At 57.7% G+C, this 17,865-nt stretch carries 20 protein-coding genes; 6 read left to right on the top strand and 14 right to left on the bottom strand.

The genetic code is table 11. The features are described from left to right. Positions 1–11 precede the first annotated feature (11 nt). Genes flgH through AC2FFH_RS18865 form a run of 8 tightly spaced genes read right to left on the bottom strand, consistent with a single transcriptional unit; the run spans position 12 to position 4,040 of the window. Entirely contained in the window at positions 12–743 is a 732-nt protein-coding gene (gene flgH, locus AC2FFH_RS18830; RefSeq protein WP_496769625.1) for a flagellar basal body L-ring protein FlgH, read from the bottom strand. Beyond that, a complete protein-coding gene (gene flgA / locus AC2FFH_RS18835) occupies positions 743–1,159 on the bottom strand; it encodes a flagellar basal body P-ring formation chaperone FlgA (RefSeq protein ID WP_496845074.1) in 417 nt (138 codons plus the stop codon). The genes flgH and flgA overlap by 1 nt, the downstream gene beginning before the upstream one ends. Beyond that, positions 1,159–1,944: a flagellar basal-body rod protein FlgG gene (gene flgG, locus AC2FFH_RS18840; protein ID WP_496769620.1), complete on the bottom strand. Its 786-nt coding sequence runs from the start codon at positions 1,942–1,944 to the stop codon at positions 1,159–1,161. Before flgG ends, flgA begins: the two co-directional genes overlap by 1 nt. A 21-nt stretch (positions 1,945–1,965) precedes the next feature. Continuing rightward, positions 1,966–2,676 carry a flagellar hook-basal body complex protein gene (locus tag AC2FFH_RS18845; protein ID WP_496769618.1) on the bottom strand — a complete coding sequence of 237 codons (711 nt, stop codon included), beginning with the start codon at positions 2,674–2,676 and terminating at the stop codon, positions 1,966–1,968. After that, the gene (locus AC2FFH_RS18850; protein WP_496769616.1) at positions 2,676–2,948 is read right to left on the bottom strand and encodes a flagellar biosynthetic protein FliQ; all 273 of its coding nucleotides are present in this window, start codon (positions 2,946–2,948) and stop codon (positions 2,676–2,678) included. The genes AC2FFH_RS18845 and AC2FFH_RS18850 overlap by 1 nt, the downstream gene beginning before the upstream one ends. A gap of 4 nt (positions 2,949–2,952) precedes the next feature. After that, positions 2,953–3,243 carry a flagellar hook-basal body complex protein FliE gene (fliE, locus tag AC2FFH_RS18855; RefSeq protein ID WP_496845075.1) on the bottom strand — a complete coding sequence of 97 codons (291 nt, stop codon included), beginning with the start codon at positions 3,241–3,243 and terminating at the stop codon, positions 2,953–2,955. A gap of 11 nt (positions 3,244–3,254) precedes the next feature. After that, positions 3,255–3,641, bottom strand: a complete 387-nt coding sequence (gene flgC / locus AC2FFH_RS18860) for a flagellar basal body rod protein FlgC (RefSeq protein WP_496769614.1) — start codon at positions 3,639–3,641, stop codon at positions 3,255–3,257. 12 nt (positions 3,642–3,653) lie between these two features. After that, entirely contained in the window at positions 3,654–4,040 is a 387-nt protein-coding gene (locus tag AC2FFH_RS18865) for a FlgB family protein (RefSeq protein ID WP_496769612.1), read from the bottom strand. A gap of 104 nt (positions 4,041–4,144) precedes the next feature. Between AC2FFH_RS18865 and AC2FFH_RS18870 the strand changes: the two genes are divergently transcribed. The 6 genes from AC2FFH_RS18870 to AC2FFH_RS18895 all read left to right on the top strand — a co-directional run bounded on the left by AC2FFH_RS18870 (position 4,145) and on the right by AC2FFH_RS18895 (position 11,366). Next, entirely contained in the window at positions 4,145–5,464 is a 1,320-nt protein-coding gene (locus AC2FFH_RS18870; RefSeq protein WP_496845089.1) for a FliI/YscN family ATPase, read from the top strand. Between the two features lie 84 nt (positions 5,465–5,548). Beyond that, the gene (locus AC2FFH_RS18875; protein ID WP_496845076.1) at positions 5,549–6,385 is read left to right on the top strand and encodes a flagellar motor protein MotB; all 837 of its coding nucleotides are present in this window, start codon (positions 5,549–5,551) and stop codon (positions 6,383–6,385) included. Between the two features lie 98 nt (positions 6,386–6,483). Continuing rightward, on the top strand, positions 6,484–7,779 hold the full coding sequence (locus tag AC2FFH_RS18880) for a flagellar hook protein FlgE (RefSeq protein ID WP_496845077.1): 1,296 nt from the start codon (positions 6,484–6,486) through the stop codon (positions 7,777–7,779). A 34-nt stretch (positions 7,780–7,813) separates the two neighbouring features. After that, the gene (flgK, locus tag AC2FFH_RS18885; RefSeq protein ID WP_496845078.1) at positions 7,814–9,265 is read left to right on the top strand and encodes a flagellar hook-associated protein FlgK; all 1,452 of its coding nucleotides are present in this window, start codon (positions 7,814–7,816) and stop codon (positions 9,263–9,265) included. A 2-nt stretch (positions 9,266–9,267) separates the two neighbouring features. Beyond that, entirely contained in the window at positions 9,268–10,275 is a 1,008-nt protein-coding gene (locus tag AC2FFH_RS18890; RefSeq protein WP_496845079.1) for a flagellin, read from the top strand. After that, on the top strand, positions 10,272–11,366 hold the full coding sequence (locus AC2FFH_RS18895; protein WP_496779905.1) for a flagellar basal body P-ring protein FlgI: 1,095 nt from the start codon (positions 10,272–10,274) through the stop codon (positions 11,364–11,366). The genes AC2FFH_RS18890 and AC2FFH_RS18895 overlap by 4 nt, the downstream gene beginning before the upstream one ends. A gap of 62 nt (positions 11,367–11,428) precedes the next feature. On the opposite strand, the gene AC2FFH_RS18900 is transcribed toward AC2FFH_RS18895, so the two are convergent. From AC2FFH_RS18900 to AC2FFH_RS18925, 6 genes are read right to left on the bottom strand one after another with little or no spacing between them, the layout of a single operon-like run. Continuing rightward, positions 11,429–12,073, bottom strand: a complete 645-nt coding sequence (locus AC2FFH_RS18900; RefSeq protein ID WP_496845080.1) for a DUF1523 family protein — start codon at positions 12,071–12,073, stop codon at positions 11,429–11,431. Between the two features lie 11 nt (positions 12,074–12,084). Continuing rightward, positions 12,085–12,351, bottom strand: a complete 267-nt coding sequence (locus tag AC2FFH_RS18905) for a hypothetical protein (protein WP_496845081.1) — start codon at positions 12,349–12,351, stop codon at positions 12,085–12,087. After that, a complete protein-coding gene (locus tag AC2FFH_RS18910) occupies positions 12,352–13,689 on the bottom strand; it encodes a DUF6638 family protein (protein ID WP_496845082.1) in 1,338 nt (445 codons plus the stop codon). It lies immediately after the preceding gene. A gap of 2 nt (positions 13,690–13,691) precedes the next feature. Further along, complete coding sequence (locus AC2FFH_RS18915; RefSeq protein ID WP_496769594.1) at positions 13,692–14,564, bottom strand: hypothetical protein; 873 nt, start codon at positions 14,562–14,564, stop codon at positions 13,692–13,694. Beyond that, a complete protein-coding gene (locus AC2FFH_RS18920) occupies positions 14,557–16,491 on the bottom strand; it encodes an AAA family ATPase (protein ID WP_496845083.1) in 1,935 nt (644 codons plus the stop codon). Before AC2FFH_RS18920 ends, AC2FFH_RS18915 begins: the two co-directional genes overlap by 8 nt. Before the next feature lie 53 nt (positions 16,492–16,544). Further along, entirely contained in the window at positions 16,545–17,663 is a 1,119-nt protein-coding gene (locus AC2FFH_RS18925) for a hypothetical protein (protein WP_496845084.1), read from the bottom strand. Positions 17,664–17,865 lie beyond the last annotated feature (202 nt).

A 17,865-nucleotide genomic window follows, 5' to 3' on the forward strand; every position in this document is an offset into this window, starting at 1 on the left:
ACTCCCTCCCCTCAGAATGGTAGAATGGAATCCAGAATTTGCTGCCCGTAACGGGGCTGCTGAACGTCAGTGATCTGACCGCGACCACCGTAAGACACACGCGCCGACGCGATCTTGTCGTAGGTAATCTCATTCTGACGCGAGATATCCTGAGGGCGCACATAGCCCGCGACCAAAAGCTCACGCAGTTCAAAGTTGACGCGCAATTCCTGCGAGCCCGAGATCGAAAGCACACCGTTTGGCAAAACATCAATCACGGTCGCGGCCACCCGCAATGTCAGCTTTTCTTTTCGCTTCACTGATCCTTTGCCTTTGCTGGTCGACGAGGAATCGATCGACACGGCTTCGTCCAGGGATGCGCCATTTGGCAGGTGCTCGGCCGCGCGTTGCGGTAAGCCAAACAGCCCCGGCACCTCAAGACTTTCCGAGCCGCTACGGGATCGGTTGGTGTCATTCGATATCTCGGCCTTTTCGTCCAGCTCGATCACGACCGTCATGATGTCCCCTTTCTTGATCGCGCGCTGATCTCCCAGCAGAGACTGCTGACCACCGCTCCAAAGCGAGGATTTGTCGACACTGCGCGCCGGCTGCGTATGCAAAGGCAAGCCGGGCCAAAGCATCGCCACATGTTCCGGCGACTCATCATTGGACGTAAAGCTTGGTGGTTTGCCAAGGTGATCCACACGGCCACAGCCCGACAAGGTGAGAACGGCAACCAACAGAGTTTTAGGAAGTACTGACATCATTTTACCTCGATCTGGCCGTTCGACCGGATACGTCCGGTTACGGTTGTGCGTGACGACAGGTTCATGACCCGGATTCGATCCCCGACCGCGCCACGGCCCAACGCGCGACCCTCGGCGGTGATGGACAGGGGGCGGCGGTCAAAAACAAGAACGACAAGATCGTTTCGATCCACAATTGCAGGCGGACCGAAATCGCCCTCACGAATAGGACGCCCGGGGTAGAGGGCGACGCGCGCCTCTTGCCCAACAAGAAAGTCCACATTGCTCACCGCGTTTGGAACCATCTGAACCTTGGTTTCCAGGTCAGTGGCTGAAATGATTTCCTTGGCCCGAATGGTGCGTTTCGACACCACAATTTCAGCCATTGCCGGGATCGGAGCCGTCAAGGCCAGAACAAAACTCAGAGCCCGCATCACCGCACCTGCGTCGTTGCGCCCATCATCTGATCGACGGCGGATATGACCTTGGCATTCATTTCATATCCTCGCTGTGCCTCAATCAGTTCGGTAACCTCGCGCACCGCATCGACCGAACTGTCCTCGAGATAGCCCTGCCGCAGCGTGCCCATCCCATCCTCTCCGGGTGCGCCAACCACGGGCGCGCCCGAAGCTTCGGTTTCTTTGAACAGGTTGCTGCCAATCGCCTCGAGCCCCTTGGCGTTGGAAAAACTGGCCAAAGTGAACTCTCCCAGCAGTTGCCCCTCTGGCGCGTCATCGAAATAGGCGTAAACTTCACCCGCGGGGTTAATCGAGATCGACCGCGCATCGTCGGGAATGGTGATCTCGGGCGCTACGGCAAACCCGTCCGATGTTACGATCAGCCCCTCGGCTGATCGTTTCAGGCTGCCATCGCGGGTATAGCCGGACTGGCCGTTGGGCAGCGTCACTTCCAGATAACCGCGCCCTTCGATGGCGATGTCCAGATCGCTTCCGGTGGCTGACAAAGCACCCTGCGATAGCTGCACGGTCACCGCCGCCGGGCGAACCCCAAGACCTAACTGGATACCTGTTGGCAAAACCGTACCGTCATTGGCATTGACCGCGCCTGCTCGTGCCATCTGCTGATAGTGCAGATCGGCGAATTCGGCGCGCCTTGCGTTGAAACCCGTGGTGTTCATATTCGCAAGGTTGTTCGAGATCGTCTCGACTCGCATCTGTTGCGCCGTCATTCCCGTCGCCGCGATTTTTAAAGCCCGCATGTCAAATTCTCCTTGTACAAATCAGCGCATCAGCGCCTTGAGCGCACCGCGCACACGTTCGTCTTCGGCCTCCAGAAAGCTCTGCCCCAATTCATAGGCGCGCTGGATCTCGACCATGCGCGAGACCTGGGCGATGGCATTCACATTCGATCCTTCGAGAAAACGGTGAACGACCACAGGTTCTTCGACTGGTTCAATATCGCCCTCGGCCCGAAACTGCGTGCTGCCTTCGCGCACCAGTGTTTTGGGATCGGCAACGCGGTAAACACCGATTTGTCCCAGCAATTGCCCGTCGACACTCAGCGTACCGTCGCTGCCGACATCAATGGTTGCCGCGTCCGGCGGGATAAAAACGGGCGCGCCATTGCTATCCAGCACACGGTGCCCGTCCATTGTCACCAGATCTCCGTCCGCGTTGGATGAGAACGCACCAGCTCGGGTCAGACGGTTGCCCGCGGGGGATTCAACCATAAAGAACCCATCCCCTTCGATGGCGAAGTCGAACTGCCCTCCGGTTTCGGTCAGCACGCCTTGCTGCAGCGACGTATTGCGCACTTCGGCGCGGCTCATGGACAGGGACGGGTTTCCGGACATATCGCGTACGAATTCCGAGAAAACCAAACCTTGCGCGCGGTAGCCGGTGGTGTTGGCATTGGCGATATTGTTCGCCACCAGGCGCATTTCGTTCATCAGACCCGATTGCCGGGACAGGGTGACATAGGCGGTATCCATCAGCGACCTTCTGCGATTAAAGGGATCAGTGTTCCTGCGAAGAACGTGACCAGCGTCTGGGTCATGAAGCCCATTGAGATCCAGAACACGATGACGATGGCGATCAGCTTGGGCACGAAGGTCAGCGTCATCTCCTGCACCGAGGTCAGCGCCTGGAACAGGCCAACGATCAGGCCCGAAACCAGCGCCACCGCCAGGATCGGAACCGAGGTGATGACCGCGACCCAAAGCGCCTGACGTACGATGTCATAGAACAGACCTTCGCTGAGCATTGCGTCAGACCGGCATCCGCAGGATTTCCTGGTAAGCCTCGACCACCTTGTTGCGCACGATCACAGTTGTTTCCACCGCCAGTTCGGTCTGCGCCAGCGCCTGCACCAATGCATGCGGATCGGCCTGCCCGGTCATTGCGGCCTGCGACATCTGCTCGGACTGTTTCAGCGTCGCGGCAAAGTCCTGAAACCCTGCCCGCAGCCCCTGGGCCATTCCGGCATGGTCTGGGTCAGCTTGCGTTGCGGGGCGCGCGCCCGCATAACTCTGGGCCGCATTGATTGCTCGGATATCCATTTTGGTGTCCTTTATTTTCTAAGAAGGTCCATCAGGCTCGACGACATCTGACGAGTCTGATCGAACATCTTTAGGTTGGCTTCGTAACTGCGTTGCGCCTCGCGGGCGTCGGCGATCTCGATCATCAGATCGACGTTCGAGCCACGATAGTGACCCGTGTCATCGGCCATCGGATGACTTGGGTCGTAAATGCGAAACAGCGCGCGGCGGTCCAGCTTGACCCGCCCAGCCTGCACCATTTCGTTGCCGCCTTTGTTCACGGCCTCAAACGGAACCGTCTTGCGCCGATAACCCGGCGTATCCGCGTTCGAGATGTTTTCGGACACATGGCGCAAACGCGCGGCCTGTGCGCGCAAGGCGCTGGCAGAGGCCGTCAGAGAATGGGAAAAGTCACTCATCCTATGGCCCCCTTATGCCCGGCCGACGCTGCTGCGCAGAATGTTCATTGAAGATTTGTAGATCGCCAGGGCACGGTCATGCTGACGCTTGACCTCAACGCCTTTTAGCATCTCTTCCTCGACAGAAACGCCATTGCCATTTGGGTCACCCGAAGGCGAGGCTTCAATCTCAGCCCAAGGTTTTGGGCCGCCAATACCGTTGAGGTGACCCGCCCGCGTCGCAGTCATGGCGACCTCACGACCCGAGCTTTCGAAGGCTTTCTGAAAATCCTCGATATCGCGGGGCTGGTAGCCTGGCGTATCCGCATTGGCCATGTTTCGTGCAATGACGGATTGCCGTTGCCCGGCATGGGTTGCCATTGCGTACGCGGTCTTAAAGACGTTCAGGTCATAGAACATCGGGGCTTCTCCCTCGATCAATTTCAATCAAGGCTTAACCCCGATTCCTTTAAAAACCGTTTTCAGAAACCGTTGGAGAACCCACGATGTCCGATCTTGACCCGATGCTTTTGAAATGCGAATTCGACCGCCTTACTGCCATGCACCATATGGGACGAGTGGCCAGTGTCGCGCGCGGGGTCATAGAGGTTGAGGGCCTCGAAACCCATGCCCGGATCGGGGATCATGTGACTTTACGCCGACGCAATGGGCCGGATCTGGCAGGCGAAGTTCTACGTGTCGAATCGGATATGATCCACGTGCTGCCCGCCATGGCACCAGACGGGGTCTGCCTTGGCGACAGGGTGATTCTGCTGCAAACACCCGCCTTTGCGCCGGGTATGTACTGGTTGGGACGGGTGATTGACCCGTTCGGTCAGCCGCTGGACGGAAAACCGCTGCTGCAGGGCATCCAAACGTACGACATCATGCGATCCCCGCCAGCGGCAGTCGATCGCAAACCTCTGGGTGGCCGAATGGAAACTGGTCTTGCTATGCTGAACACCATGCTGCCATTGGTTCAGGGACAGCGCGTTGGTTTGTTTGCAGGTTCGGGCGTGGGAAAGTCCACTTTGCTGGCAACTCTGGCGCGATCTATGCAGGCGGATGCAGTCGTCGTCGCGCTGGTGGGTGAGCGTGGGCGCGAGGTCAACGAGTTTGTCGAACATGCACTGGGTTCCGAGGTAATGAAGCGGTCAGTCGTTGTGGCCGCAACGTCTGATCAGTCCGCCTTGGCCCGCCGCCGATGTGCCTGGTCCGCGATGTCGGTGGCAGAATACCTGCGCAATCAGGGTCTGAACGTGCTGTTTCTGGCGGATTCGGTCACTCGGTTTGCCGAGGCGCATCGTGAGATTGCCGTGGCTATGGGCGAACGGCCTTCGCTGCGCGGATTTCCCCCTTCTGTAACCCCTTTAATTGCCGCCCTGTGCGAGCGGGCCGGGACAGGCACGGAAGAGCAGGGCGACATCACAGCAGTGTTCAGCGTTCTGGTTGCAGGATCTGATATGGATGAACCCATTGCCGATATCCTGCGTGGCGTTCTGGACGGCCACATTGTCCTGAGCCGTGAGATCGCCGAACGCGGCCGGTTTCCGGCCATTGACCTGAGCCGCTCGGTCTCGCGCAGCCTGCCGAGTGCGGCCACGGCGGAAGAGAACCTGTTGATATCCCAAACCCGCCGACTGGTTGGCAGCTATGAGCAATCCGAAGTTATGATCAGGGCCGGGCTTTACTCCGAGGGCGCGGACCCACTTCTCGATCAAGCGGTGCGTGTTCATGATGACCTGGACGGCTTTTTTGCCAAAACCGAAACGGAAGACATCCAGAACAGCTTCAACCACCTGCAGCTGATCCTGCGTAGGGCAGGAACCGTTTTGGCTCAGTAGAGATATCTCGACAGTTTTAAACGTTAAGCCTGCCTTAAGACCTGCGCTGATACCTCGGTATCGGGTGATAAAAAGGTGGTGGAGATGGGTGCGCAATCCAATGCGGCGCCAATCATCATCAAGAAGAAACGTGTGTCCGGTGGCGATGGTCACCACGGTGGCGCGTGGAAAGTCGCATATGCCGACTTTGTCACGGCCATGATGGCGTTCTTCATGTTGATGTGGCTGCTGAATGCAACGACGGAAAAACAACGCAAAGGACTGGCGGATTACTTTTCTCCGACAATCCCCGTGAACCCGGTGTCAGGCGGCGGGGACGGGGCCTTTGGTGGCAACAATATGTTCTCGGAAAAAACCATGGTGATGGACGGCTCGGGTGCCAGCCAGAAAAGCCCAACCGTTGCGCGGCAGGCGCGTGGTTCGGTTGGCGTGAACGCCGAGGGCGGCAAGGAAAACCTTGAGGATTTCTCGACGCTTGAAGCCAAGCTTTTGGGGCGCACCGGTGAAAGCCTGGTCTCGGACAAGGTCCTGAAACACATCGTCACGCGGGTCACAGATGAAGGTTTGGTTGTCGAACTGTTCGATACCGAGGATCAGCCGCTGTTCGAATCGGGGACCGATAAGCCCACCGCCATGATGCGCGCACTGGCGTTGCTGGTGGCGCGGTCTTCGGACCTGGTGCAGAATGCAGTCGCCGTCGAAGGACATGTGCGTGCGTCGCCGGTTGTCCTGGCGCAAAACCCGGCCTGGGATCTGTCGACGGCCCGCGCGCAGGCAGCGCGTCAGATGCTGCAAGGCAAGGGTTTGTCCGCCGAAAGGCTGGATCGGGTCACGGGCCACGCGGACCGCGAGTTGACGGCAAAAAACCCAATGGCGGTTCGCAACAACCGGATCGAGATCATTTTTCTGCGCACGCCCTAGACCCAAAAGGATAGAACGCATTTTACCTGTTAGCGTGCTGTTAAGGGCCAGCACGTTAGCTGTTGCATCACGTTTTGACGCAACAGAAGGGCGTGCCAATGACAATTTCCTCTTCGCTGAATGCCGGTGTGGCCGCTTTGAAGGCCAACGCGAACCGGCTGGCGACCATCTCTGACAATATCGCCAACTCGTCCACCTTTGGCTACAAACGGGTTGAGACCGACTTTCACTCGATGGTCACCTCCGGTCAGGGTGGAAGCTATTCGGCAGGCGGCGTCAGAACCACGAGTCAACGCATGATCGACCAGCGTGGATCGCTGGTCACAACGAACAATTCAACCGATTTGGCAGTGCGCGGCCGTGGCCTGCTGCCCGTGCGACCCAGCTCTCAGGTGGCGTCAAACTCGAATGAGATGCTTCTGACCACAACTGGCTCGTTCCGCACCAATGAGCAGGGTCATCTGGTGACGCAATCGGGGCTTGTTTTGTTGGGTTGGCCCGCTGGCCCGGACGGATCGATCCCTAATGTGCCAAGGGATACGGCAGCTGCGCTGGAACCCGTCAAACTCAGCGTCAACCAACTAACCGGTTCACCGACCACAAGCATGAACCTTCGCATGAACCTTCCGGCTACGGCGACGGATGCCGGCGCACCGGGTGACGCACAGCCTTTGTCTGTTGAGTATTTTGACAACCTCGGAAAATCGGAATCCGTGAATATTGAATTGGTCCCGACCGTGCCCGGTACGGGCTCCAGCAATGAATGGACGATGACACTGCGCGATACCGCATCTGGCGGTGCGGTGATCGGAGAGTACCGCCTGACCTTCACCGACAGCCGAACCGCAGGCGGCACGCTGGCCAGCGTGACCACCATTTCGGGTGGTGCTTACGATCCGGCAAATGGCAGTTTTGTGGTGAACGTGGATGGCGGGCCGATGGAGATTAATATCGGTCAGATTGGCGACAAAGATGGAATTACCCAGCTGTCGGATACATTTGCCCCCGTATCGATCACGCGCGACGGTGCCCCCGTTGCAACGATGACAGGCGTGAAAGTGGATGAAAACGGGTATGTCTACGCGCAATACGACAGCGGTGTTAGCCGGCGCGTGTACCAGATTCCGCTTGTCGATGTTCCCAACCCGAATGGGCTAACGGCGTTGGATAATCAGACCCATGCCCCATCCCACGACAGCGGAACGTTCTTCCTTTGGAACGCGGGCGATGGGCCAACGGGCGATCTGGTGTCCTTTGCGCGCGAAGAATCGACGACAGATGTTGCAACTGAACTGACATCAATGATCCAGACGCAACGGGCATTTTCGTCAAGCGCCAAAGTGATCCAGACCGTCGACGAGATGCTGCAGGAAACCACAAACATCAAACGTTGATCCGGGGCTTTGAGCTAGGGAAAGGACCTGTCCGATGAACATGACGACAGCATTGAACAACGCGTTGGGCGGTCTGACCGCCGCAAGCCGCGGGGCCGCAGTTGTCTCGGGCAATATCGCCAACGCCCTGACACCGGGCTATGCGCGTCGCTCGCTGGAATTGGCAACAAGTCCGATCTCAGGCAACGGCGTGCGCACCGTCGGTGTGACGCGCCATCAGGACCCGGCCCTGATCGCCAACCGGCGCGATTCCGACGCAAGTCTTGCCGGTGCCAGCGCAATCTCAGAGTTCTACACCCGTTTTGATAAGGCTGTGGGTTCGGTTGATGACCCCAAATCCTTTGCCTCTCGGTTGACCGAATTTGAGAACGATATGACAACGGCCGCCAGCTTGCCCGATTCCAAAGTGCGGCTGGATCAGGCGGCCCGCGCTGCCCGGGATTTGGCGGACAGCCTTAACGCGGCATCCGAAGGTTTACGTCAGGCGCGGTCGGACGCAGACAGGACCATCGGCAAGCAGGTCAACCGCCTGAACCAGTCCTTGCAGGATATCGAAAAGCTGAACAATAAGATCCCCAGCATCAAGAACTCCGGCAGCGATATCAATGCCTTGCTCGATCAGCGTCAAGTATTGATTGATCAAGTGAACGAGCTGATGCCGGTCAAAGTCGTAGCGCGGGATAACGACCGTGTGTCGCTATATTCAGACGGCGGCCTGATCCTTTTAGAGGGGCAGGCAGCAGAATTCAGTTTTACGACTACCGGCGAAACCAAGCCGCACATGACATTTGCCAACAGCCTTTTGTCAGGTCTTGAAATGAACGGGCAGCCTGTGCGTACCGGCGGCAATAGTGCGCAGCTTAGGGGCGGTGCGCTGGCGGCTCAGTTCGAGATTCGCGATGAACTGGCGGTTGAGGCTCAAGTACACTTGGACACCGCCGCCCAAGACCTGATCGAACGGTTCGAGACCGCCGGTCTTGATCCGACCGTCGCGGCAACTGATCCCGGCGTGTTCACCGATGATGGCAATCGCTACGACGCAACTGCGGCAATCGGATTGGCTTCGCGCATACGCTTGAACGTGGCGTTGGACCCCGATGCCGGTGGTGACAGCTGGAAATTGCGGACGGGCCTCGGCGCCGCCACTCCGGGGGATCCAGGCGATGCAACGCAGCTGAGGGCCTTTAGCGCGGTCCTGAACGATGCCCGTCCTGTTGCCGGGGGGTTATATGGCACCGGCAACATGCGAGCTGCGGAAATTGCCGAGGCACTGCTGTCTAAGGCTGGGGCAAACGCCCATGCCGCCGAGGGGCGCATGACATTCGCCAAGCACTCGCAACTGGAAATGGCCAAGATCGAAGCTGAACGTGGCGTGGATACCGACACCGAACTGCAAAACCTGATGCAGATCGAAAAGACATACGCCGCGAATGCGCGGCTCATCTCGACCCTGGATGAGATGATGGACACTTTGCTGAGGTTATGACGATGAATTTGACATCCATTGGTGATCTGGCGCGTGGTTTGACGCTGAGAACCCGGTCGACCGAGATCAAAAACCAGATCGAAACACTGTCCTACGAATTGTCATCCGGACGGGTTCAGGACTTGCCTGGCCATCTGGACGGTGATTACTCTCATCTGCTGGATCTGGATCGCAGCCTGTCCAGACTGGATGCGTTCAAAGTATCGACCGCCGAAGCCGGGTTGTTCACGGATGCGATGCAGCTGAGCCTGAACACAGTTGCCGGCGCTGTTGAGGGGATTACCGCCTCACTTCTGTCCTTTGGCACCTCGAATCAGGCGGTGACCCACGAAAACGCGTCGGCTCAGGCCAGAAACGAACTGGACGCAATCGTGTCCGCGTTGAACACCCGCGCCGGAGGGCGCAGCCTTTACTCGGGCACCGCAACGGATGTTTCTCCGCTTCCGTCCGCTGACACGCTGGTCACCGCGCTAGAGGCCGAGTTGACGGGCGCAGCTACTGTCGCGGACATCCGGCAGAGGGCAGAGGATTGGTTCAACGATCCTACCGGGTTCGATGCGGTAATTTATCAGGGATCCGGCACAAAACTGGCCCCCATGCAGATATCCGAGAATGAAAGCGTTTCAATTCCTGTGACAGCGACCGACCCAGCCATCAAAGCTGCACTTCGCGACATCGCGGTCGCAGCCGTGGTCGCGGACAGCGGTCTGAATGTCCCGATGCAACAAAGAACGGCCTTGTTCAAACAATTGGGCGTCGATCTGGTCAACGCCAAGGATCAGTTGGTGGGGCTGCGCGCCGATGTCGGCGCGACCGAGGCCCGATTCGAACAGGCGCAAACACGAAATAACGCGGCGCGGACTAGCCTACAAAGCAGCCGAAGCACATTGATCGCGGCGGATCCCTATGAAACCGCCACTCAGTTGCAAACCGTGCAGTTCCAACTGGAAAGCCTGTATTCGGTCACCGTTCGCAACGCGAACCTGTCACTAGTGAATTTCCTGAGATGAGAGTTCTTGTTTTTCTTCTGATGTTGCTTCCTGGCCTGGCCTCCGCCGGCGCTATCCGACTGAAAGATTTGGTGGACTTCGACGGAGTCCGCGGAAACGATCTGGTCGGTTACGGTCTGGTTGTAGGGCTGAATGGAACCGGTGACGGGCTAAGAAATTCACCCTTTACCGAAGAGATCATGTCCAACATTCTCGAAAGGTTGGGCGTCAACGTCAACGGTGAGGATTTTCGCCCCAAAAATGTGGCCGCCGTTCTGGTGACAGCAAGCCTGCCGCCTTTCTCACGTGTTGGCGGGCAAATCGACGTGACGGTCTCTGCCATCGGAGATTCCAAAAGCCTGTTGGGTGGAACGTTGATAATGACCCCATTGAACGCCGCCGACGGGCAGATTTACGCTGTTGCGCAAGGCACCGTTTTGGCAGGCGGCGTGTCGGCTGAGGGAGAGGCTGCCTCGGTGGTGCAGGGCGTTCCCACATCCGGCGTGATCCCCTCTGGGGCAAGGGTGGAACGTGAAATCGATTTCGAACTATCGGCGCTTACCCAGATGCGCCTTGCTTTGCGAGAGCCTGATTTTACTACGGCAGGCAGGATCGAGCTTGCCATTAATTCCGAATTCAACAGTGCAGTGGCCATCATGCGGGATTCCGGGACAGTTGAGCTGAACATAGCGGCAACGCGGGCAATTTCGACTGCCCACGCTCTTGGGCGAATCGAGAACATTCTGGTCGAACCCGAAACCAAGGCCCGCGTCGCGGTCGATCAGCGTTCGGGCACGATAGTGATGGGGCAGGAAGTGCGGATATCCCGCGTGGCGGTCTCGCAGGGCAATCTTACACTCACGGTTGAAGAGGCGCCGATTGCGGTTCAACCCAACCCCTTCGCGCGCGGTGAAACCGTTGTGGTGCCTAGAACAATCGCTGGAATAGAAGAAGAGGAAGGCACCGGGCTGGCTGAAATACCCGAAGCGGCAACCCTGTCCGAAGTCGTGGCAGGCCTGAACGCGCTAGGGGTGTCGCCCCGGGACATGATCGACATTCTGAAGACGATCAAAGCCGCCGGAGCGTTGCACGCCGAATTTATCGTACGCTGAGGAACTCAGCCCAACAGGTCACCGCCAAGGCTGACGGAGGGGCCAAATGGCCCCGCCAAAACCTATTTGGATTTCCAGCTGTTTAGCCATTTTCTGAACCTGCTGCCCTGCTCTTCTATGGCGTCGCCGGCGGCATAAAGGCCATCTTCCATATTCTCGATCACGGGATCGACCCGCGCCTCGCGAAACCGGCGCCAGCGGACCCAAAGGGCCCAAACAATCGCGAAGAAAACGGTCAGAAAAATGATATTGAACCAGGGAATGATCCGAACGCCTTGGCTGTCTACTGACCAAATCTTTACTGCATTCGGGAAAATTGACAGGAACTCACTGCGCCAACCGTAGTGGCGAACAACCACCCAGCGAGGCGCTTCGGCTGTTGATTTCAAGTCTGCTGCTTCGGCCTGCAGGTTCGACGAGTTTAGTTTGAAATAAGGTGGCCAGCCCCAGCCGGTGTCTTCGTTCCGATAAACCATGACCTTGCCGTTGGTCTTGCGGGTCTGAATGAAAAACACATCGCGGTTTGGTGTTGTCGCATCACTGCCGACGTCATGAACCGACCAGAAGATGCTGTTCTCACCGGGGTCGATCCGTTTCTCATAGGTATCCGAAATCCGAACCACATCGTGCTGCGGCAGGGTGTAATTCAACACCGCCGCAATCGTGCCCCAGAACATGATGATGATAGCCCATTTGACGTAACGCATCAGCGAAACCCTCACATGAAATTCGTAACATAAATCAGGATTGCGATCAGGCCCAGCGGCACCACGTAAACCCCAAGGATCAGTTTGCGTCGAAACGATCCGTCGTATTTTTTTAGCCCGCGCTGGACAAAGGCATCGCGGTCGCCGGTCAGACCCTTTTTCTCCCAATGGGCGATCAGTTTGCCACGTCGCACCCGACGGGAATAGATTGATACGCCCACGTAAATGACCGTCAGAACGACCAGCAACGGGATCAAAAAGCGCAGTGCGACGAACATTTAACTTCTCCCTACTGCGCCCCAGGGGCCGACGCGTGCGATGATGTCTTCGCTGATCCGGTCATTGCCGCTCATGTCCGGTTCGTGGCCGAATAGTGCGGCCCGGGCGCCAGCCTTATCCACCTGATACTCGCGCGCAAGGAAGTCGGCAACATAGGCTTTTTTGGCCTCGGGCCAAGTCGCATAGGTGCGGTAGAACAGCTCCTTATGGCAAATGAACACCTGACGCGGGTCCAACGGGGCCAGTTCCGCCAGCAACATGTTCACCAGATCACGGTTCGGTGTGTTGGTCGCCCGTAGCGTATAGAAATAGGCCGGGTGATCCGAGGTGATGCGCGGCCACGGCCCGCCATCCTTTGCCCAGCGCAACAGCTGCGCCAGACCGTGATAGGCGTCGGGCAGACGGTCCGAGTGGTTTCGAGCCAGTCGTCGCATATCGCCACGGTCCAACCCTGTCAGGTCAACGCCAGCATCTGCAGCGGCATCCACGGTCAGGAAGTCCATTTTTTGCTGCAGGATTGCGGCGGAATTGACACCGCGCGCCTCGATGATCGTTTCGACCAAGCCGTTTAGCCCGAGGAACTTGGCAATCTGGTTCCGCTGAGATGGGTCAAAAACGTATTTGATCGGCATATCGTCGGGTCTGGCGCCCATACAGATCACCGCCGGGTGATCCAGATCCGGGAACAGGTAGAGCCCGTCGAAATGCGCTGTCCAGAAATTGCGCTGCTCGAACGCGGTATGACGTAGGCGGACGGGGTTGCGGGTGACGTCGCCGGTTTCTTTGGCCGTTTCGATCATCTTGGCGATCAGAACATCGTCGAACCAGGCATCCTCTTCGGTTTTGAACCGTTCGACCATGCCCGCTAGTTGCTGTGCCTTGCGCAGGGTGCCGCCAGCGGTGTCAGCCTCAACCTCAATCTTGCGCAGGTTTAGCAGATCGCGCGGGGTGGTGAGTTTGATGACCGAGTTCACCAGCTCTCCGGCCACCGCATCGGTGGCGGTCAGGGCAAACAGTTGCGCCTCGTTCATCTCGATGAATTCGCGCAGGATATCGCGCGAGGTTGAGAATTTGACGTTCAGCAGCGGCGCGCGTTTCTGCTCGGTTGTCAGGAGGATGAACTGCCGGTTGACCCCGTTGGGGTTGAGGTAGAGCTCATCCTCCAGCTCAATCCCCACCTCCGGCGAATAGCCGGAGATATCGACATGGAAATCCGTCAGCGCCGTGGTCTTGCCCGCCAGATGCTGCAACGCGCGGTTATACCGCTCGACCAGAGCCGGGCTGGAGATGTGGACGAGGTTGCCGAACATCAGGCCTTTTTCGATGAGGCGGATCACAGTTATGCGCTCTCCCAAAAACTGTCGTTGCCGTGAATATCTCTCAAAGAGGCATAAAACGCTTCGACCTCAAGCTCCGAAAATCTGGTTCTTTGGGCCGCCGACAACTCTCGCTTTAAAAGTATTATTTTCTCCAACACCTCCAAGAGGTCGTACAACCGTTCGGGATACTTTGGCTTCTCCAAGAATTTACCTTGAAAAGCAACCTCATCCAAAATGTGGTAAGTCCCTTTAACATATAAAGATATTCTCCTTACGACTTGATCAATAGGTTCATCATCCGGGACGATCAAAAGAGAACGCTTCCTTTTGATCAACGAATTGGGCTGGTCATGGAAGTGCCAGACATACTTCTCCTTCCGAGCCATTTTTGATTTATTTATTAACGCCTTAAGAAGCTCATCCAACTCTTCTTTCTTCTGCAGGAACTGACGTTGCTTCAGCTCGTCCCGAAACACTCCAGCCTGCTCCTGAAGTGCATCCGCCATCTTTGCTGACTCCTGACGCGACAAACGCAGTTCTTTCCTTTGGGCGGCCAGTTCTTTTCCCTGCAGCATTACTGTCACAATCAACCAAAAGAAGGCCAATGAACCAGCTACGCCAGCAAGCGTGTCACCGACCTCATTGGGTCTGGCCGACCAAAAATAAGAGTACTTTGACCCGGAGCACTCTGCCCCCTCTGGGCAACCCGACGCGAAGGAAAAAAGAAAAATCAGCACAAGAAAGCTAGCTGTTATCCAAATAGCAAATTTTATGGTTGAGTCTAAGTTTCTCCATAACCGCTGAGAATACCTAAACCTCTTTTCTAAAGTCCATTTTTCGAATTTTTGCGGTAAGCAGAGTAGGGTAATGGTTGCCGCGATAACGCTACGCATTCTTCCCCTCCAAATACCGCCGCTTGGCCTCTTCCATCCGGCCCATCTCGCGAACGGCGTTTTCGATGGCTACCTCGTCGCTCTTGTCGGCATAGCGGAACTCACTGTCGGCGTAGCGGTTGATCTCTTGTATCACCATCTCAACCGTGATCGGCTGGCGCAGCTCTTCGATCATCGCCTTTTTGGTGTCGTAGTCGCGGAACAGGAACAGGTCGGGGTTTTCCATCCATTCGTCGGGCAGTTCGAAATCCATCGCGCGGACCTTGACCGCGTCGGTGATGTTCTTGATCGCGCGGCCGGTAAAGCGCTCATCCGCCTGCTGGATTGCCTTGAGATAGGTGCCCATCTTGGCAATCGTATCCATCTGGCCGATATCGCCGGAGACCCGGTCATAGACCTGCAGCAGAGCCTCTTCGTGCGGGCGGGAATGACTTTCGAAACTGGCAGCGACAGCCTTCTTGATTTCCTGCGCGGCATAGGCCTCGTGTTCGCCCAACGGGATGTCGTGGTTGCGGCCCATCAGCAGGTGCAGGATGTCGATGTAATCCTCGCGCGTTTGCGGACCATCCACCAGGAACCGAGCGCCCGCCCGCTGGCGCAGAGCGTCATCCACATTCTCGGGGTAGTTCGAGAACATACCAAAGGTGCAGTTGCCGCGCACGACGGTGTTGGCACCTGCAAAGCTCTCCATCAGCACGGCGGTGATTTCCAGCTGCCCGGCTGACGACTGCCGGTCGCCGCGCTTGCCCGCCAATTGGTCGATGTCGTCGATGGTACCAAAGCCGATGACCGAGGGGTCGATGATCGTGTTGATAAAGGCCTTGGCGTTCTGGCCAGACTTGCCCTGATAACTGTCGATATTATCGGTGCTTAGGTTTTGATAGCGGAACGGATAGCCCGCGTTCTGGCAATAGTCGTTGATCAGCCCGGCCATCATCTGGATCAGGGTGGTCTTGCCAGTGCCCGGTTTGCCGTCGCCCATGAAGGTGAAGATGAACCCGCCGAGTTCCGCAAACGGGTTCAGGCGGCGGTCGAAGTCATAGGCCATCACCATCTTGGCCAGCTTCATCGCCTGATATTTAGCGATATGGTTGCCGACCACCTCGTTCGGTTTCTTGAACGTCATGGTGAGGGTGGTGGATTTGGCCTTGGAGGCCGGTTCGAACCCCCGGATCGTCAGATCATCAGCCTCGATGTGCCATGCGGCATTCTGGAACGGGGCCAGATGGCCTGCTGACTGCGCGCGCAGCGCGGCCTTTTCCATCAGTTGCTCGGCATAGGCGCTGGTGGCGGCAATCAGATGAGCATCGTCGGGGGCATGTTTGGCGAGGGTCTGGTCCAGTTCCCACAGCGCGCCGTGCAGGGCGAGTTGGCCGTTGTCGGTCAGGACCTCTTCGACCTCACCGATATCGACAGTGGTCTCTCCAAGATGCGAGGACATCAAGTACGCCAGCGCATTGCCGAAGGTGTGCGAGGTGATCAGCGCCTCGGCCGTCAGCAGTTCCGAGAATTCGGTCTTGCGCGCGGCGGGCAGGTCTCCGGCAAGATTCGCGCGTTTCAGATCAGCCAGCGACGTCTGTTCCGCATAGGTCTCAGCCACAGCCAAGGCGATGGCAATGGCGCGGCGGATGGCCTGCTGCGTGGTCGCCTGCGGTGGTGAAACTAGCGCATCGCCATCATCCGAGGCCTCGATCCGTTCGACCAGATGCACCCCGGCTGCGCGCACGGTTCGGCGTGTCACCAGCCCCGGCGTTGTGGAGCGGAACCGCCCTCCAGTGGAAACGCCCGGAGACCGTTCGGTCGCCACCTCAACCGCTTTGGCTATCCGAGGCGCGTGTTCGAACCCATTCAGCAAGGCGGTCGCTGCCGGATAATGCTTGCGAATATCGTCCTCGCGCAATTCCATCTGATCTGACGTCAAACTCATTTCAAAACCGCCCTTGCTTCATCTTTTCAAAAATACTCCCGCCGGAGGCCAAACTAATAGCGCAGCACCTGCCCGCTCTTGCTGACCACGAATTTGCGCACATCACCAAATCCCGGCGGGTTGCGCTCGGCCAGCACCTGAAACGGGCGTTGGGGCAGGATGATTGATCGCTGTGTGCGTGTGGCCCCGGTTTCGGCCCCCTGCCCGCCGAACGGGTCCAGCGCGAAGACCTCGCGCTCGACGGTGGAAAACCACCCGGCACGTTCTTCGATCACCTCTTCGCTTTGCAGCTCTTCGGTGGTCCAGGCCAGTGCCCAGTCCTGACCTTGCGGTGCCTGTGCGTCCTCAAGCACTTGCCGCAACGGGCCGGTTTGCTCGGTATAGGCTGAGGAATACATCGGACCCACGTGGATGCGGCGCAGATGTTTGGGGTGCAGGTCGTCGAAATCCTGATCGAAGCCTTTGGCAATGGTCACCAGTTTCAGACCGCCTAAGCTTTGCGCCATCAGATGCGCCTGCACTACAGGCCAGCGGCGCTGGTCTTTAGGCAGGGCGGTTTTGCCGCTGTCCTCAAGTTGCATCAGGTAGATGACCGGAAGGTTGATTTGGCTGTCATAGACCGCCCAGTGGATCATGAACTTGCGCCGTTCGCCCTCATTCCCGATCCAGTGGCATTCGGGATCGTTGCGGGCCCAGAACAGCTGACCCTTCAGCAATTCCTCGTAATAGAGCCTTTGCGACAGGGCGAATTGCAGTTTGGTGGGGATTTCTTGATTGCCAATGATCGTCCGCACCATGTCGGTTTTCAGGTCGTCTTCCGAGGGCATATTCGCCAGATGCACCTGCGCCTGCTGCGCGTCATTGGCCATGGTCAGCAGCTCGGCCGCCACCGGAAAGCCGCTGTCGCGCTTGTCCATAGCCAGGCTGCCAAAGAACCGGCCCGTATCGCGCCCGACCAGCAGGTATTTCATGCTGAGCGCGCGAAAAGTGTAGAGCAGCCCCGAGAGGTAGCGCGATACGATCCGCACCTCTTGCTTGCTGATCGCGCCCTCAGCCTCCATCGTCGCGGCCACGCGCAGGAGGTGCACGGTGATCACCTCAAATTTGCGGAAATAGCGGCGCGAGGCGAAGGTGTCGGTCAGGCCGACATGGTCTTGGGTGGGGTCTGTCATGTGCTGACTTGCGATTGCTCAACTTCGACTATGGCTGATTTGAAAAAGCTCAGAAATGCAGTCGCATAGATTCCCAGAATTCCAATCCACGGTACGCCCCAACGGAGCAGCGCAAAGGTGCCGATGGCCAAACAAACAATGGAAAAGCCATATTTCCTCAACATTGAACCCCAAACGGCTTTGACCGCAATTGCATTGGCGA

This window comes from Ruegeria sp. YTSC003, from assembly GCF_059609785.1.

Coding starts and splice junctions, on each gene's coding strand:
- flgH (WP_496769625.1), bottom strand. CDS start 743: ATGTCAGTACTTCCTAAAACTCTGTTGGTTGCCGTTCTCACCTTGTCG.
- flgA (WP_496845074.1), bottom strand. CDS start 1,159: ATGCGGGCTCTGAGTTTTGTTCTGGCCTTGACGGCTCCGATCCCGGCA.
- flgG (WP_496769620.1), bottom strand. CDS start 1,944: ATGCGGGCTTTAAAAATCGCGGCGACGGGAATGACGGCGCAACAGATG.
- AC2FFH_RS18845 (WP_496769618.1), bottom strand. CDS start 2,676: ATGGATACCGCCTATGTCACCCTGTCCCGGCAATCGGGTCTGATGAAC.
- AC2FFH_RS18850 (WP_496769616.1), bottom strand. CDS start 2,948: ATGCTCAGCGAAGGTCTGTTCTATGACATCGTACGTCAGGCGCTTTGG.
- fliE (WP_496845075.1), bottom strand. CDS start 3,243: ATGGATATCCGAGCAATCAATGCGGCCCAGAGTTATGCGGGCGCGCGC.
- flgC (WP_496769614.1), bottom strand. CDS start 3,641: ATGAGTGACTTTTCCCATTCTCTGACGGCCTCTGCCAGCGCCTTGCGC.
- AC2FFH_RS18865 (WP_496769612.1), bottom strand. CDS start 4,040: ATGTTCTATGACCTGAACGTCTTTAAGACCGCGTACGCAATGGCAACC.
- AC2FFH_RS18870 (WP_496845089.1), top strand. CDS start 4,145: ATGCTTTTGAAATGCGAATTCGACCGCCTTACTGCCATGCACCATATG.
- AC2FFH_RS18875 (WP_496845076.1), top strand. CDS start 5,549: ATGGGTGCGCAATCCAATGCGGCGCCAATCATCATCAAGAAGAAACGT.
- AC2FFH_RS18880 (WP_496845077.1), top strand. CDS start 6,484: ATGACAATTTCCTCTTCGCTGAATGCCGGTGTGGCCGCTTTGAAGGCC.
- flgK (WP_496845078.1), top strand. CDS start 7,814: ATGAACATGACGACAGCATTGAACAACGCGTTGGGCGGTCTGACCGCC.
- AC2FFH_RS18890 (WP_496845079.1), top strand. CDS start 9,268: ATGAATTTGACATCCATTGGTGATCTGGCGCGTGGTTTGACGCTGAGA.
- AC2FFH_RS18895 (WP_496779905.1), top strand. CDS start 10,272: ATGAGAGTTCTTGTTTTTCTTCTGATGTTGCTTCCTGGCCTGGCCTCC.
- AC2FFH_RS18900 (WP_496845080.1), bottom strand. CDS start 12,073: ATGCGTTACGTCAAATGGGCTATCATCATCATGTTCTGGGGCACGATT.
- AC2FFH_RS18905 (WP_496845081.1), bottom strand. CDS start 12,351: ATGTTCGTCGCACTGCGCTTTTTGATCCCGTTGCTGGTCGTTCTGACG.
- AC2FFH_RS18915 (WP_496769594.1), bottom strand. CDS start 14,564: ATGCGTAGCGTTATCGCGGCAACCATTACCCTACTCTGCTTACCGCAA.
- AC2FFH_RS18920 (WP_496845083.1), bottom strand. CDS start 16,491: ATGAGTTTGACGTCAGATCAGATGGAATTGCGCGAGGACGATATTCGC.
- AC2FFH_RS18925 (WP_496845084.1), bottom strand. CDS start 17,663: ATGACAGACCCCACCCAAGACCATGTCGGCCTGACCGACACCTTCGCC.